The organism is Cupriavidus sp. USMAA2-4, assembly GCF_001854305.1.
Taxonomy (GTDB): domain Bacteria; phylum Pseudomonadota; class Gammaproteobacteria; order Burkholderiales; family Burkholderiaceae; genus Cupriavidus; species Cupriavidus malaysiensis.
On the sequence record NZ_CP017748.1, the window covers coordinates 1,406,649 to 1,421,362 of the forward strand.

Below are 14,714 nucleotides of genomic sequence, written 5' to 3' on the forward strand. Positions count from 1 at the left end.
GAGCGCTCTAGTTACCAGTATAGGGGGCCATCGCCGCCCGTCCTATCTCCCTTACAAAGTGGCTTCGCAAGCGACGCACCATGTACTTGCGTACAGGCAGGCCAGAAGAAGGCCGACCATTCGCGATGCCGCGAGATCCAATGCCGCTGCCAGAGAGTCCGGCTCGCTGGGGTGAGTCCGGTTCTACGCCTCTATGCCGTCGCAATGTGGTGTCTCAGTATTTGATGCCTATGTGGATGTGGTCCCATACCGATCAGGCAGGCTCTGGGAGCTTATCGCGTCGTCGCAGGCTATGATGGTATTAGCACCATCACGAGCGTTACTGTCCCAACGCACGGAACAACAGCCGCGGGAATACGTTGGTGACCAGAAGTGGCTCACCTACCGATCCGAGAAGTTCATGGCAAGGGGCTGCCACGTGGTAGCCGGGGTTCGCTAGCCGCCTTCTGAAGGCTGCATGCTCGGTAGCGCCAGCGCATCTGCCTGCCCAGCTCAGCGGGACACTCAATACACAATGGTTACCTCGGCATGAAGACCTCTCACTGCACTTGCTGCGGCAATCTTGTCTTCTTCGAAAATGTCTCCTGCAACCAATGCTGCGCCGTGCTGGGCTTCGTGCCCTCCTTGCGGGAGATCTGCGCGTTCGAGGGCGACGACGAAATCGGCTGGAAGACCACAGTATTCACCAAGAACCGTGCGCGCCTGATCCAGCACGATGCAGTGATCGAATTCTTCAACGAGGTACTGGCCCTCGCTCAGAAGAAGAACTGGCTGTCTGGCGAGCACTTCAGCGTGGACGGCACGCTGATCCAGGCGTGGGCAGGCCACAAGAGCTTCGTGCGCAAGGATGGCAGAGATGGCGACGACGATAGTGGCGAATTCAGGGGGCAGCAGCGCAGCAACGAGACGCATCAGTCCAAGACCGATCCCGATGCGAAGCTCTATCGCAAAGGCAAGACTGGCAGTGAACTGCGCTACATGGGTCATACGTTGAGTGACAACCGTCATGGCTTGGTAGTCAGCGCCCTGGCGAGCATCGCTGATGGACACGCCGAGCGCGAGGCTGCCAAGGTCATGCTTAACGACGCCCGGCAGGCAACGCTCGACCCGGACACGGAAATCACAGTGGGTGCAGACAAGGGCTACGACGCGCAGGAGTTCATCGAAGCGTGTTTGGAGATGAAGATGACGCCGCACGTGGCGCAAAACACCTCGGGTCGGCGCTCGGCAGTTCCCGATGCCATTGCTTGCAGCCCTGGCTTTGCCGTCTCGCAGCAAAAGCGCAAGCTGATCGAGCGAAGCTTTGGATGGGTCAAGACGGTCGGGCACATGCGCCAGGTGATGGTGCGCGGACTGAAGCGAGTCGACCAGATGTTCGTCTTGAGCATGGCCGCCTACAACCTCGTGCGCATGCGCTCGCTGGGACAATACCGTCCGCAGTTGCGGTAATCGGGGAAATGAAGCGGGAAATTGGTGCCCAGCAGCCGAAAAACTCGATTCAGCAGTGCGCGGCTTCCGGATTGTGAAGTTAGACAGTACTCACCTGCGCAGGCGAAAAGCATGCCGTTTGTGCGGGGAGTACTTCAGCAGCCTGCTAGACGTAGAAGTGTCGATAGGTACAATAGGTCCCCACCAACGATAGGTAGGGACCTATGTCAGAAGCTGCCGAGAGTCAGGACGGTTACCGTAAGGAACCAAGGAGACGCTTCCCGGCCGAGTACAAGAGCCAAGCCAATGATCCTCTTCCTCGACTACGACGGGGTTTTGCACCCTGATCATGTCTACTTGGTCAACGGCCGCCCAGTGCCACGGGCAGATGGTGAACTCCTCATGTGGGCTCCCATTCTGGTTAGGGATTCCATTGACGCCGATCGCACCCTCTACGTGGCAACGGGTTTCTCCGGGCGGTGTTTAACGTATGCTCTGTGGCGGGCAATGCCGCGGCGGTCGACCTGTGCGGCGAGCGCACGGGCGCGTCGATCTGTCGGCGTATCGGCTGCCGGATGGAGCCTTGCCCGACCGGTAATCATGTCATCCTCCTATCCCGAACATCTCGCGGGATTTCGCTTAATGAGAGAACCTTCAAATGACCGGTTTCAAGGAGCCTGAATTCAATGTGGTGACCTGCACCTCCGGTGCGCGCACCTTTCTCACCAACGCGTTCCTGGTCGAACTGCCGAACGGTGTCGTGGCCATCGACGCCATGATGACCGTATCGGATGCGCGCCAGGTGCGTGACCGGCTGGATGCGCTGCGCAAACCCTTGCTCGCGGTGCTGATCACGCACGGGCATCCCGATCACTACAACGGTGTCGGCGAGCTGATCCGTGGTCTCGACGATGTGCCGATCATCGCCACGCAGGGCGTCGACGAGGCGATGCGCCGTACCGACGATGCCAAGGCCGTCAAGTGGCAGCCGGTGTTCGGCGACGATTGGCCGGCACGACGCACGTTCCCGAATCGCCTCGTGCACGATGGCGACGTGCTGCATTTCGATGGCGTGTCGTTCGAGGTCAGGGAGTTCGGCCCGGGCGAATCGAACTGGGATCTCGTCTGGATCGTGGGACGCCACCCGCGTGTCGCCTTTATCGGCGACATGGTTTTCAACGGCGTCCATTCCTTCATGAACGACGGCCACACGGCGGACTGGTGGCGCAGCCTCGACGCGCTCGAACGGCTTTCCGGCGACATCGCACTGTTCTACACGGGGCACGGGCAGGCGGGCAAGCCGCTCGAAATGATTGCCGCGCAGCGTGCCTATATTGGGTGCTATCGCGCGGCGGTGGCCCGGCTCGCCAACGGCAATCGCAGCCTGGACGATGCAGGGAAGGCCGAGCTGGAGGCCATCATGAAACGCTTCCTGCCCACGTCCGACCTCGACGTCTTCATCAAGGCCGGGGCTGATGCCGTAGCTGCCGAACTGGCGTTGCAGGTATCGGACCAGGCCATTTCCGCCGGCCAGCAGGCTCACTTCGAAGCGAGATGAGGCAACCATGACAGATGACGCTGACTACTTTGCGTAACGGAGTATTTCGCACGCGCGCGCCGCTGGACACGCCGCTGATGCAGGGGCATCGTTGCGCAATTGAATGACTCAACGCACTGGCCGGGCGCTCGCCGGGCTTCGTCTGGCGGTTGCAGACATCCAAGGGCTATGCCACGGGAATTCGCGGGTTCGACGATCCGTTGATGCTGTTGAATATGTCGTTGTAGGGTAAGCACTCGATCAGCACCGTAGCGTAGGTCGACGACGACGGGGAGTTGCGATGCTATCGGATGGGCTCGACGTGAGCAGTAGACGGCAGCGACAAAGCCACGTTCCACGGCAGCAGTTCGTCGATGCGGTTGATCGGATGGTCAGCAATGCGCTCGAGCACGTAGGCGAGATACGCCTCGGGATCGAGGTCGTTCAGGCGTGCCGTGCCGATCAGGCTATACATCGCGGCGGCACGTTCGCCACCGGGGTCGGCGCCGGCGAACAAGTAATTCCGTCTGCCGAGGGCGACGCCGCGCAGTGCTCGCTCGGCGATCAGGTTGTCGATTTCCGCACGCCCGTCGCTGCAGTAGCCGGGAGGCGAGCATACCGGGTTCGGCAAGTTACGCATTCGCTTCGAACGTCGCCTCGATATTCATCTCGCCTCGCTCAAGCTCGCGTGCTCTGTCATCTGCTCCCGATTCGTCGAGGAGTATTGTTAGCCAATCTTATTCGGCGGGGTCGCCTCCGTGCACTGACTACACCGCTTCGAGAACAGTCGCGATCCCTTGTCCGCCCCCGATACACTGCGTGGCAAGTGCGTAACGACCATTGACACGACGCAGTAGCGTCGCTGCCTTGGCCGTGATCCGTGCGCCAGTTGCGCCGAGCGGATGGCCAAGCGCGATTGCTCCGCCGTCGATATTGGTTCGATCGGGATGGATGCCGAGCTCGCGCATACACGCGATCGCTTGCGAGGCAAAGGCTTCGTTGATTTCGATCACATCCATGTCCTCGGTGCGCAAGCCGGCACGCGCAAGTGCCTTGTGAGTCGCGTGTACCGGCCCCATCCCCATGATTTCGGGTTCAAGGCCCGCGATTGCAGTCGACCGTACGCGGGCGAGCACGTCGAGCCCATGCTGTCGCGCGAATGCTTCCGACGTGACAAGTACGGCAACTGCACCATCTGTCAAAGGCGACGCGGTACCAGCCGTTACGGTACCGCCTTCCCCGAACGCAGGTTTCAGCGCAGCGAGCCCTTCGAGCGAAGTCTGCGGACGCAGACAAAGATCGCGATCGATCACGGTGCCATCGGGCGTGATAACCGGCACAATCTCATCGTCCAGACGACCTTCGGTTTGCGCGAGTGAAGCCTTGCGCTGAGACTCGACGGCGAACGCGTCTTGTTGCTCACGCGAAATAGTCCAGCGTGCCGCCACGTTTTCGGCAGTGACGCCCATAGGCGTGTACGCCTGGGTCGGAACGTCCGCATCGGGATGTTCTCTCGACGCGAAACGCGGATTCGGAGAGGCCGACAAGCCGCCTTGCGGTACCATCGTCATGCTCTCGACACCGGCCGCGATGAACGCTTCGCCGGCACCGATGGCTATCTGTCCGGCCGCCATGTGGATGGCATACATCGATGAGCCGCAAAAGCGATTGACCGTCGCGGCACCGATTTGAACGGGCAGTCCGGCGAGCAGCGATGCGATACGTGCGACGTTGTCGCCCTGAGCGCCCTCGGGATAGGCGCACCCCATCAGTACATCCTCGATCAGGTGTGGATCGATTCCGCTGCGTCGGACCAGTTCGGCAAGTGCGACGGCGGCGAGATCATCCGGCCGCGTTGCGTGAAAGGGCCCCTTGCGTGCAAATGCGAAAGGCGTGCGCACATAACCAGCGATGACGGTACGATTCATTTCACAATTCTCCAGATATAGCCGATCAATAACGGCGGGTCGTTGCGCGATCCGTCACACCTCGACCCGAGTCCAGATACGTTTGGGCACCATCGTGGCCGCGCATACCAGCGCTGAACCGATCGTCCCCGCCGCGACGAAGGCGGACAGCGTCCCCATGCCGCCACCCAGCTGATTGACGGCCAACCATCCACCACCGACCGCAATGAGCAAGCGAGCCGTTCCACCCAGGATTGTCCAGAAAGGGCGGCCGATACCCTGGGCCGCAAACGAGAGGATGAAAGACACGCCGACCAGACCGTAGAGTGGCGCGATGGTCCTCAAGTAAAGGCTCCCGAAGTGGGTCGCGGCCGTGTCATGCGTGAACAGAGCCAGCCAGACGGGCGGATGGATGGCGACGACCAGCCCGATGATCTGCGTGAAGCCGGCTCCCATCGCAATACCGAGCCATGTGGCTCGTCTGGCCCGCGCGATGTCGCCCGCTCCCATGCATGTCCCGACGACGGTCAGCACCGCGGTACCCAGACCGAACAGCAGCGGTATCAAGACGTAGTCGAGTCGTGAAGCGATGCCGTAACCGGCCAGCGCAGCCTGGCCAAAATGCCCTACCACCGCGGTCAGCAATACGACCATCAGATTCAGCTGCAGTGCGCCTACCGACGAGAGCGCCCCGACCCGAAGAATGTCCGAGAAGAAACGTCGATTCAGCGGCGCGCGCGTCAGGATCAATCCGGCGTGCCCACTGGCCATGTAGACCAGAAGCGCGACGGCGGCAATGCTGTAATAGAGGGAGACGGCAATACCCGCACCGGCAATACCCAGGCCGGGTACAGCGCCTATGCCGAAAATCAGCAAGGGCGAAAGTGGAATCAGCACCAGCGCACCGGCGAAAGTCGTGATCGCGGGAACCTTGACGTTCCCGCTACCTCGCAGGGCTGCGCACAGCAAGTTGACGATCCAGACTGGTATGGCGCCGGCGAATACGTAGTTCGAATAGGTCACCGCCGCGGCGAGTCCCGGTCCCCGGCCGCCGAGTGCGGCATACAACTCGGGACCGTAGCACCACGCCAATATCGTGAAAAGGCAGCCGAGCACCACCGCCACGACAACCGCATGCAGGACGAGCGCATCAGCTTCGCGCCGTTTACCGGCGCCAATTGCTCGAGCCACGGCGGATGCAACGCCGCCTCCAATGCCGCCATTGGACATCATCGTCATCAACATCGAGATCGGGAAGACAAGCGATGCACCGACCAATGAATCGGTACCGAGAAAACTCAAATACCACGTCTCCAGCACGCCGACGAATGTCTGGGCGATCAATACGGCGATGGTGGTTATCCCGAGCGACAGCAGGGTTCGAAACAGGGGGCCGCCCAAAATGCGAGCGCGACGTAGCGCGGCGGCATCGGGCTTGTTTGAAGTCTGATCCATATGCATCGTCCCTATCCCCGGTTGGACAGGAACGACAGCAGCAGCTGATTGACCGCGTCGGGCGCTTCTTGTTGTGCGTAGTGACCGATTCCGGCAAGCAGGTGTTTTCCCGTCAGGTTGGGCACGTTACGTTCGAGGCCCTCGTATTCTTCCTTCGCCATCTTCAGCACGCCATCCAGTTCACCCGCGATGAAGACCGTGAGCTGGAGGATGCGCGCGCCGTCCAGGAACGGCGTCAGTTCCCAGTTCCGATCGAAGTTCCGATACCAGTTGATGCCGCCCCGGAAACCCGACATTTTGAACTGTGCCGTGAAGTAGTCGAGTTCCTCCGTCGTCAGCCAGGCGGGTTGCTCGTCGGGGAACACGAGACTGTCGACAAGACGACTGGCCTTGTCGAAACGGACGAAGCTGGAATGGCGGTGCTTTTCACTCGAGCGAGCCTGCCCCGAGGCCGAATACAGAATGCCCAGCAAAGCGCGTCGAACGTCGGCTTCGAGTTCGCGCTCAATCCGTTCGGGTTCCTGAAAATACTGTTGATAGAAATGCTGCTCTTGCGCGAGCAATTGAAAGCGGACGGCCGGCCGCAGTGTCTGGCGCGGCAGGTACGGCACGCTCAGCAAAGCCAGTTTGCGGAACATATCGGGACGAAGCAGTGCAGCGGTCGCTGCGACCATGGATCCCCAATCGTGCCCGACGAGAATCGCGTGTTCTTCCCCCAACGCATGAACCAGGCCGACCAGATCCGCAACGAGATTCAGGACGTTGTATGCGTCGATTGCTTGCGATGCATCGGTGTCGCCGTAGCCTCGCTGATCCATTGCGACAACCCTGTACCCGGCCCGCGCCAATGGCGCGATTTGATGGCGCCACGAAAACCACGATTCAGGCCACCCGTGACAGAGCAGGATCAGCGGCCCGGAGCCCTGCTCCACATAGTGCATGCGAATGCCGTTGGTATGGACGTATCCATGCTTCCAGTCCTGTCCCACTTCCGCCTCCTTGAGTAATAAGAGTATGGTCGACATCCAATTAGAGTATGAGTATACTCTAAGTGTCAAGGAAAAGTTTTACACGGAACGCTCAGGCGCCTGATCGATATGAGAAAGTCCAGGGTAGAGGCAAACGAGACCCGCAAGCGGATCGTGGAAACCGCCGCAAGGGAGTTGCGCGGGAAAGGCGTGGTTGGCGCAGGGATTGCCGACATCATGTCGGCTGCCGGCCTGACCCCAGGCGGGTTCTATCGGCACTTCGAGTCGAAGGACCATCTTGTGGCGGAAGCATGCGATGTCGCCAGCGCGACGCTATACCAGACGCTCGAGTCGTTCGTGCAGGGGAAGCCGCCTCGTGAGGCGCGCCGGGAGATAGCGGAGCGTTACCTGTCGGTCACGCATCGTGACAATATGTCGATTGGCTGCCCGTTTGCGGCGCTGGGTGGAGATATGGCGAGAGCCGACTCGTGCACGCGGCAAGTCGCGACGGACGGGTTTCTACGTCTCGCGGGTCTCATTGCGGAACAGTTAGGAGGCACCGAAGCAAGCAAGCGTGGCAAGTCACTGGCGGCTGCGTCAGCCATGATCGGTGCGCTCATGATGTCGCGCGTGGTCGATAACGAAGCTCTGTCGCAAGAAATACTCCAGGCTGCTCGGGATGCGCTGTGCAGATAACGCGGTGGAAAGGATATACGGCGAATCGCAGCACGAGTTGAACTGCATGGTGACGCTCATTGTAGGGACGAATGAGCTTCCCTCTGTTTTTCGCCTTCCAGAGGCCGCGGTTATAAAATGTAGTCTCTAGGGAAAGACTGATTTAATCAGCACGGCAGTCATCTGGAGCACGCGTTTGGCGACGCGGGTGGTTCAGCCTGTCTGGCCTGGCGAATCTGGCGCTCACCAGGAAGCTGTTGTCGGCCTCACAGGGGAGCAATCCGTCCTGAGCGCGCACAGCGCGCCAGGAAAGGTGCGAAACGAGAGAAAAATGGCTTGAATCGTCCCTCTCTGCCGCGTTGCGAAAACCGAAATCCTTGGCAAATCCTTGGCTTGTGCAACATCAAGCGCAAGCCTCATGGATCAGCGATTCCTAAGGTTCTTTTCCCTGAAAATCTCTGCCATTCTTGTATTGGATGGCACCGTTTTTCCGGAACTTTAGCGAAGATCGCTTGGCATCTCGCCCTCCTCAAGCAGGGATCATTCAGATGCCGGCGATTCGTTGCGCGTCGATCCTCGGCCACCACTTCCCACTACGCAAAGCAGGCCCAACCTCAGGGTGTAACCCAGCGACTCGTTCGCATGGTCTTCTTCCGGCCTCCCCATTGCACGCCATTGCGGAGGCTGCATTGCCGCCTTCACGCTGGCTCATGCTCCCCGCTCAGCCGATCACCCATAGATGGCGTTGGCGAGATCATCCGGGAACCGTCCGCCAGGCGACTGGCCTTCCAGGCCGGCATTGGTGAAGGCGACGGCGGTCAGGCCGTTGGCGCGGTCGACGAACCACGAATGCCCGTAGGCGCCGCCCAGTCGCCACGTCCCCGCGGGTTCGGGCGAGTTGGCCGCGGCTGGATCGCGCAGCACCGTGAAGCCGAGGCCGAAGCCGCGGCCCGGCCATGGCAGGAGGTCCATGCCCGGCGCCTGGTCTGTCGCCATGGCCTCGACCTGGGACGCTGACAGCAGCGGCGCGCCGCCCTTGCGCAGGGTTTCGAGGAGGGCGAGCAGATCCTCGGCCGAGCCGATCATGCCCGCGCCGGCCGAGGCAAAGGCATGGCTCTCGAAGGCCCGCCCCAGTGCCATGCGCATGCCTTCCGCCTCCGGGATAAAGGGCAGGCGGACCAGTTCGAGGTCGGCCATGCGGCGGGACGCGCCACCCTCGTTGATATACCCCGCCGCGAGACGGGCGGAGTCGGCCACGGAAAAGCCGGTGTCGGCCAAGCCGAGCGGTGCCGTCACCAGTGCCCGGATCGCCTCGGCAAGCGGCAGGCCGGACGCTTTCTCGATCACGAGCCCGAGCACATCGGTCGCAAGCGAGTAGCTCCACGCGGAGCCGGGCGCGAACAGGAGCGGCACCGTGCCGATACGCCGGACATTTTCTTCCAGCGATACGTCGGCGATGTCCATCCCGTCCGATACGCCGGCGCGATGGTACGGCCCGTCGGCAGGCTCGAAGAAGCCATAGCCCACCGCAGCACGCGCAGCATTACGCTGACCGCCGAAGGCACGCTGTTCCTGGAGCGCTGCCGGCGCATCCTGTGCGAGGTCGAGGCCGCCGAGCTGGAGCTGTCCGAGACGCGCCAGGCCCCGCAAGGGCGGCTGCGCATCAGCCTGCCCTTGGTCGGCAGGCTGATCATGCCGGCGCTGACCGCCTTCATGCATCGTTATCCGGCCATCGAACTGGACGTGGATTTTTCGGATCGGCTGGTGGATGTCATCGAGGAAGGATTCGATGCCGTCGTGCGCACCGGCAAGCCCACGGACTCGCGCCTGATGTCCCGTCCGCTCGGGACCTACCGCCTGCTGCTGGTCGCGTCGCCCGGCTATCTGTCCCGCCACGGTACGCCGCGGGTGCCCGCCGATCTGGCCGGCCATGCCTGCCTGCAGCACAAGTTCCCCAGCACCGGCAAGTTCGAAGCCTGGCCGCTGAAGCGCAGCCACGCGGCGGCGGCGGACGTGGTGCTGCCGGCGACCATGGTCTGCAACACGTCCGAAGCACTGCTCGATGTGGCCAAGGATGGCCTGGGCATCGCTTGCCTGCCTGATTTCATGGTGAGCACGGCGCTCGAACTGGGCGAGTTGACCACCGTGCTGGACAAGCACATAGAACACCAAGGCACCTTCCGCCTGCTCTGGCCCTCCAGCAAGCACCTGGCGCCGAAACTGCGCGTGTTCATCGACTTCATGGCCGAGAGACTCTTCGCGGGCCAGGGCCCCGGCATGGCGCGCGATACCGGCCATGACCGTGTCCGCGCGGACGCCGCTGCCGACGCTGCGGCCACCGGGCGGGCACGCCGATCCGGCCGGCGTGCCGGTGCGCCATCCGGCCGCACCCGGTGAGTTCGCCTCCGCGCCTTGCCCGCAGGTGAGCCATTCCTCGAAAGCACTGCCGCTAGGGCTGGGCGGGCAGCTTGAGCGCTTGTGGCGGCTCAAGCGTTTGCGAAGAAATGCCACCGTCCCCGTACTCGCGAATCACCTTTGCAATGACGACCCGATAACCGTCGAGCCAGCGCGCCTGCTTCGACTTCGCCTCCAGGTGCGCGGGGTGGCGGATCAACCGTAGCAGCGCCTCTTCGGATTCCCAGTAGTAGACGTTCTGGATCAGATCTTTGCCGGGGCTCTCCCACGTCTCCTCGCCCAGGTAGCCGGGAATCGCGCGCGCCGACTCCGCGATCTGCTGGTCGAGGCGGTGGAACTCGTCATCGAATTCCCCGGCCCGGAAAATGAAGGTGGATGAGTACATGGCGTCTTTCCTGCGAACGGTTGGAAGAGCGCAGAGTTTAAGGCGTCGCCGGGAACGATGCGCAGGCGTGCGGGCGATAGGCCTGTGCATTCGCCAATATGGTCCGGAACGGCATCGCGACCGTGCCATCCCGAGAGCCTTGCAGGCAACCGCACGCCCTGTCTTCCACTCACGCTACGTCGAAGCTGGCGGACCAGCCTGCCGCCTGTCCACGGCCATGACTTCACTCTTCCACGCGAATCCGGGCCGCCTTGACCGCCGCGCCCCAGCGCTGGTTCTCGGCCTGGACGAACTCGCCGAACTTCCTCGGATCGATCGTGATCGGCGTATATCCCATGTCGGCCAGGCGCGCGCGGAAGTCGGCCTGGCCAGTGACGCGCACCACCTGCGCCTGGATGGCGTCGACCACGGCCTGCGGCGTGCCGGGCGGGGCGAGAATGCCGAACCACGTATCGGCATCGACGGCATAGCCGCTTTCCGCGAGGGTGGGGATATCCTTGATCGATGGGAATCGCTCCGGTGATCCCAGCGCGTAGAGACGCAGCTTGGTCTTGTTGGCGACCGCATTCGTCACCGACCAGCCCATGGCTGCGATGAGACTCCTGTTGCCCCAATCTCTGCAGCACGCCGTGTGCTACTGGAGGTGTTGCCCGCCATTGATGGCGATATTTGCCCCCGTCAGGAACGCTGCGCCATCCGCAATCCCGATCACCTTGCTGCGCGGCGCGAACCAGTAGCCCAGCACCGCCTGTAGGCCGCCTTCACCCTCTCAGCACGTACACCCATACAGCATATGCCACGCCTGAGAGCAGCAGGAATCCCCAGAGGCGCCACAAATACCGCGCCCGCTGCAGCGGTGGATCGGAATGGAAAAGGTGTTTCATTGGCTGGGCCTCCCCCAATGCGTCCGTCTCTAGGGCTCCGCACGTCCGCTGTCAGGGCCACAGACACGTGCCCTGGGAACTGCTCGTCATACTCCCGAACTGATATGTCCCCAAGGTGAGCGCAGGCTTCGTCCGGCAACGCGATACTTTCAGTCTCGCGCAAATGCACGATACCTGCAACGCGGAGTACCCACATACGCACTTTCCTGGGACAGAAAACGGTGACACAAAGGCAGGGAGTTGCTCCATATAGACTCTGCGCCGTAGCTCGACGCGCAACAGCTAACTCCCAGAGCAATCAGCGCTGCCCTTGCAACTTTCACACTCAAGTAGAAGGCACGCATAGCGAGCACGAAGACGAGAACCACCATCGTAGCTGTCAGCGTCCCGTCCTCCGTTGAGGTCCGACGACGATATCGACGAGGTTCGCGAGAAGAGCACTTCCGAGCAAAACGGGTCGCGTCTCCGGGGTCTGTTGGCATCAGTGGTGACGCAAGATTCGCCGCGCTGGTGGTCCCTCTGTCACGAGGCACACTATTCAACAAGGGCCGGAATCAGCGGACCGCTGGTTCCACCGGCCAGCCCATTGGCGATGCACGGGCTGTTGGATGCCGTCGCATTGCCGCAGTACTCGAATTGCACGGTCACGGTCGGGCCGCTGACCGGTTGCAGCATCAGCATGCAGGCATAGTGGAGCGGCCCCACGTATCTGAGGACACAAGGACTCTCTTAAAATAAGGGATAGTCTTGTGCCTATCAGTAAGCCTAGTCATTACGTGGAACCCATCGAAATTCTGACTGAGCCGGAGCGCCGTCGTCGGCGCACGGCGCAGGAAAAAATCGCCATCGTGCAGGAGACGCTGGCACCGGGAGCATCGGTGTCAGCCGTGGCCCGACGGCACGGCGTGAACCCGAACCAGGTGTTCGGCTGGCGCAAGCAATACCAGGAAGGCAGTCTGGCGGCGGTGAAAGCGGGCGAAACCGTGGTGCCCGCCTCGGAGTTGGCCGCAGCCATCAAGGAAATCAAGGAACTGCAACGACTGCTCGGGAAGAAGACGATGGAAGTCGAAATCCTGAAGGAAGCCGTGGAATGGGGCCGCTCAAAAAACCTGATTGCGCGCTCGCCCTTGCTGCCGGGGGACGACCATTGAAAACGGTCTGCGAAGTTCTCGGTGTGGCGCGCTCTGGCGTGGCGGTGAAACAGGTTCGCTCGTCCAATTGGCAAGATGGTCGCAGCGCCAGGCCGGCCGACGACACAGAACTGGTCGAGGAAATCCAGGCCCATGTGGCGCACCTGCCGACCTACGGCTACCGACGCATCTGGGCGCTGCTGCGCCGCAGTCGCGAGATGGTCGGCGCACCGTGCATCAACCACAAGCGCGTATATCGGGTCATGCGTGAGCACCACTTGCTGCTGCGCCGTCCCGGCGTGCGGCGAGACAAGCGACGGCACGACGGTCGCGTGGCAGTGGACCAAAGCAATACCCGCTGGTGCTCGGATGGCTTCGAGTTCCGGTGTGACGATGGCACGCCGCTGCGCGTGACGTTTGCGCTAGACTGCTGCGACCGGGAGGCGATTAGCTGGGCCGCGACGACTGGCGGGCATAGCGGCGACGTGGTGCGCGACGTGATGCTGGCCGCCGTCGAACAGCGCTTCGGCACCGCGCAGGCCGCGCAGCCCATCGACTGGCTGACGGACAACGGCTCGGCCTACATCGACCATCGCACGCGCAGCTTCGCGCGCGAGCTGGGCTTGGAGCCGCTGACCACGCCCGTGCGTTCGCCGCAGAGCAATGGCATGGCTGAGTCGTTCGTGAAGACCATGAAGCACAACTACGTCGCCTATATGGACAAGTCCGACGCGCCAACGGCACTCTCGCGTCTGGCCGTTGCGTTTGAACATTACAATGAGCGCCACCCGCACAAAGCGCTGAATTACCGCTCGCCTCGCGAGTTCAGGCGTGCTGTGGCGTCATCAACCTAACGGTGTCCGCGTGTCCTGAGTTACAGGGGCAACTCCACCCTGCTTGGGCACGTTCGCCATGAAGTCGGCCACTTCTATTTCCTGCGCCTGATCAAGTCGACACGCCGGCTTGCGCCGTTCAGGAAGCTCTTTGGCGATGAGCAGGTTAACTACGCGACGTCGCTCACGCGCTATTATAACGAAGGCCCGCCAACGAACTACCAGGATGCCTTCATCAGTGCCTATGCCACAATGCACCCGCTGGAGGACTGGGCAGAGACTTGGTGCCACTACCTCCACATGGTGGATACACTAGAAACTGCAACGGGGTATGGGTTGATCCTGAAGCCACCAGTCCAACACGATCCGTCCCTGACCGATCACACACCCGTCGAGCGCTCCAGCTTCCAGAGCCTGGTCCACCGGTGGCACCCCCTCACCTACGCGATCAACGGCCTAGGCCGAAGCCTAGGCGTTCCTGACGCGTATCCGTTTTCCCTGTCTCCAACGGTCATTGCTAAGCTGGCGTTCGTCCATCGCGTCGTCCACTCGGCGGCGCGATCTTACAAGGCCAACGCGGGGCAGCCGCAGCGTTAGAGGTCATAACTAGAAAATTGCGGTTCAACCCTCCGCTGCTTGGCCGACAAGTCGCCCCTACGAAATGGTGTACGTGTTGCGCATTCCTGGTGTGTAGATATCTCTGGCCATTGTCAGTATCGGGTCGCGATAGCGATCGAACGTGTCCAGAAAGGCGGTCTCTTCGAAGGCAGCCCCATGACTCAGGAGCGAAAGAACAGTGTCAGTGACCTGGAAAGCGACCTCGCGCGCACCGTCGTAGCCCCAGAAGCAAACACAGTGCCGCGAGGCGTCGTAGCTGCGGCTGGGATTCGGGAAGTTCAGTGCCATGGTGGGCTCCTGTTGTCCGGTGACGCCGAGCGTTTCCTTGCTCGCTGGCGTGCGCGGCGCCAGTTCCAGTATGCGCCCGTTTCCCTCCAGCCCGATTTCTCTCCGTTGCGTTAGCCACTCGCGCCGCAGGAAAGTTTTTTCCCTTTGCCGGAGACTAAGCGCGTATGCTGGGATTGCCAACCCGGCAAGCC

Annotated in this window: 15 protein-coding genes and 2 pseudogenes; 8 read left to right on the plus strand and 9 right to left on the minus strand. The window is 61.8% G+C overall.

The window, feature by feature from the left end:
* Positions 1-528 precede the first annotated feature (528 nt).
* From BKK79_RS06250 to BKK79_RS42275, 3 genes are all read left to right on the plus strand, one after another.
* A complete protein-coding gene (locus BKK79_RS06250) occupies positions 529-1,449 on the plus strand; it encodes an IS5 family transposase (protein WP_157128389.1) in 921 nt (306 codons plus the stop codon).
* Between the two features lie 637 nt (positions 1,450-2,086).
* Complete coding sequence (locus tag BKK79_RS06255) at positions 2,087-2,986, plus strand: MBL fold metallo-hydrolase (protein WP_071037341.1); 900 nt, start codon at positions 2,087-2,089, stop codon at positions 2,984-2,986.
* 116 nt (positions 2,987-3,102) lie between these two features.
* Entirely contained in the window at positions 3,103-3,213 is a 111-nt protein-coding gene (locus BKK79_RS42275) for a DUF3291 domain-containing protein (RefSeq protein WP_084084854.1), read from the plus strand.
* Positions 3,214-3,269: 56 nt separating this feature from the next.
* Here BKK79_RS42275 and BKK79_RS06260 read toward each other — a convergent pair.
* A pseudogene (locus BKK79_RS06260) lies at positions 3,270-3,566 on the minus strand (transposase domain-containing protein); the annotation flags it as partial.
* A 19-nt stretch (positions 3,567-3,585) separates the two neighbouring features.
* Here BKK79_RS06260 and BKK79_RS38830 point away from each other — a divergent pair.
* Positions 3,586-3,696 (plus strand): annotated as a pseudogene (locus tag BKK79_RS38830) (IS5/IS1182 family transposase); the annotation flags it as partial.
* A gap of 36 nt (positions 3,697-3,732) precedes the next feature.
* Here the strand turns inward: BKK79_RS38830 and BKK79_RS06265 are convergent.
* Genes BKK79_RS06265 through BKK79_RS06275 form a run of 3 tightly spaced genes read right to left on the minus strand, consistent with a single transcriptional unit; the run spans position 3,733 to position 7,352 of the window.
* Positions 3,733-4,893 (minus strand): thiolase family protein, encoded by a 1,161-nt coding sequence (locus BKK79_RS06265; RefSeq protein WP_071037343.1) that lies wholly within the window; start codon positions 4,891-4,893, stop codon positions 3,733-3,735.
* 54 nt (positions 4,894-4,947) lie between these two features.
* Entirely contained in the window at positions 4,948-6,333 is a 1,386-nt protein-coding gene (locus BKK79_RS06270) for an MATE family efflux transporter (protein ID WP_071037344.1), read from the minus strand.
* Positions 6,334-6,338: 5 nt separating this feature from the next.
* Positions 6,339-7,352, minus strand: a complete 1,014-nt coding sequence (locus BKK79_RS06275; RefSeq protein WP_071037345.1) for an alpha/beta fold hydrolase — start codon at positions 7,350-7,352, stop codon at positions 6,339-6,341.
* Positions 7,353-7,469: 117 nt separating this feature from the next.
* Between BKK79_RS06275 and BKK79_RS06280 the strand changes: the two genes are divergently transcribed.
* Positions 7,470-7,991, plus strand: coding sequence for a TetR/AcrR family transcriptional regulator (locus BKK79_RS06280; protein WP_232346275.1), 522 nt, complete (start codon positions 7,470-7,472; stop codon positions 7,989-7,991).
* Positions 7,992-8,699: 708 nt separating this feature from the next.
* Here BKK79_RS06280 and BKK79_RS06285 read toward each other — a convergent pair.
* Positions 8,700-9,620 carry a serine hydrolase domain-containing protein gene (locus tag BKK79_RS06285; protein WP_335582912.1) on the minus strand — a complete coding sequence of 307 codons (921 nt, stop codon included), beginning with the start codon at positions 9,618-9,620 and terminating at the stop codon, positions 8,700-8,702.
* Here BKK79_RS06285 and BKK79_RS06290 point away from each other — a divergent pair.
* Positions 9,513-10,367, plus strand: coding sequence for a LysR substrate-binding domain-containing protein (locus BKK79_RS06290; protein WP_335582917.1), 855 nt, complete (start codon positions 9,513-9,515; stop codon positions 10,365-10,367). The genes BKK79_RS06285 and BKK79_RS06290 overlap by 108 nt on opposite strands.
* A gap of 52 nt (positions 10,368-10,419) precedes the next feature.
* Here the strand turns inward: BKK79_RS06290 and BKK79_RS06295 are convergent, their stop codons facing one another.
* From BKK79_RS06295 to BKK79_RS40195, 3 genes are all read right to left on the minus strand, one after another.
* The gene (locus BKK79_RS06295) at positions 10,420-10,770 is read right to left on the minus strand and encodes an antibiotic biosynthesis monooxygenase family protein (RefSeq protein WP_071037347.1); all 351 of its coding nucleotides are present in this window, start codon (positions 10,768-10,770) and stop codon (positions 10,420-10,422) included.
* A gap of 223 nt (positions 10,771-10,993) precedes the next feature.
* A complete protein-coding gene (locus BKK79_RS06300) occupies positions 10,994-11,356 on the minus strand; it encodes a Bug family tripartite tricarboxylate transporter substrate binding protein (protein ID WP_071037348.1) in 363 nt (120 codons plus the stop codon).
* 832 nt (positions 11,357-12,188) lie between these two features.
* Positions 12,189-12,335, minus strand: coding sequence for a hypothetical protein (locus BKK79_RS40195; RefSeq protein ID WP_157128390.1), 147 nt, complete (start codon positions 12,333-12,335; stop codon positions 12,189-12,191).
* 104 nt (positions 12,336-12,439) lie between these two features.
* On the opposite strand from BKK79_RS40195, the gene BKK79_RS06310 reads away from it, so the two are divergent.
* Together BKK79_RS06310 and BKK79_RS38835 are read left to right on the plus strand one after the other, a co-directional pair.
* Positions 12,440-13,638 (plus strand): IS3 family transposase gene (locus BKK79_RS06310; protein WP_198173324.1). Its coding sequence is split into 2 segments (ribosomal slippage): positions 12,440-12,755 and positions 12,755-13,638, totalling 1,200 coding nucleotides; the frame shifts between segments, so codons are not numbered across the junction.
* Between the two features lie 39 nt (positions 13,639-13,677).
* Positions 13,678-14,214, plus strand: coding sequence for a putative zinc-binding metallopeptidase (locus BKK79_RS38835; protein WP_335582918.1), 537 nt, complete (start codon positions 13,678-13,680; stop codon positions 14,212-14,214).
* A gap of 57 nt (positions 14,215-14,271) precedes the next feature.
* Here BKK79_RS38835 and BKK79_RS06320 read toward each other — a convergent pair whose 3' ends face one another.
* Entirely contained in the window at positions 14,272-14,523 is a 252-nt protein-coding gene (locus BKK79_RS06320) for a DUF1488 domain-containing protein (protein ID WP_071017003.1), read from the minus strand.
* Between the last annotated feature and the right edge of the window lie 191 nt (positions 14,524-14,714).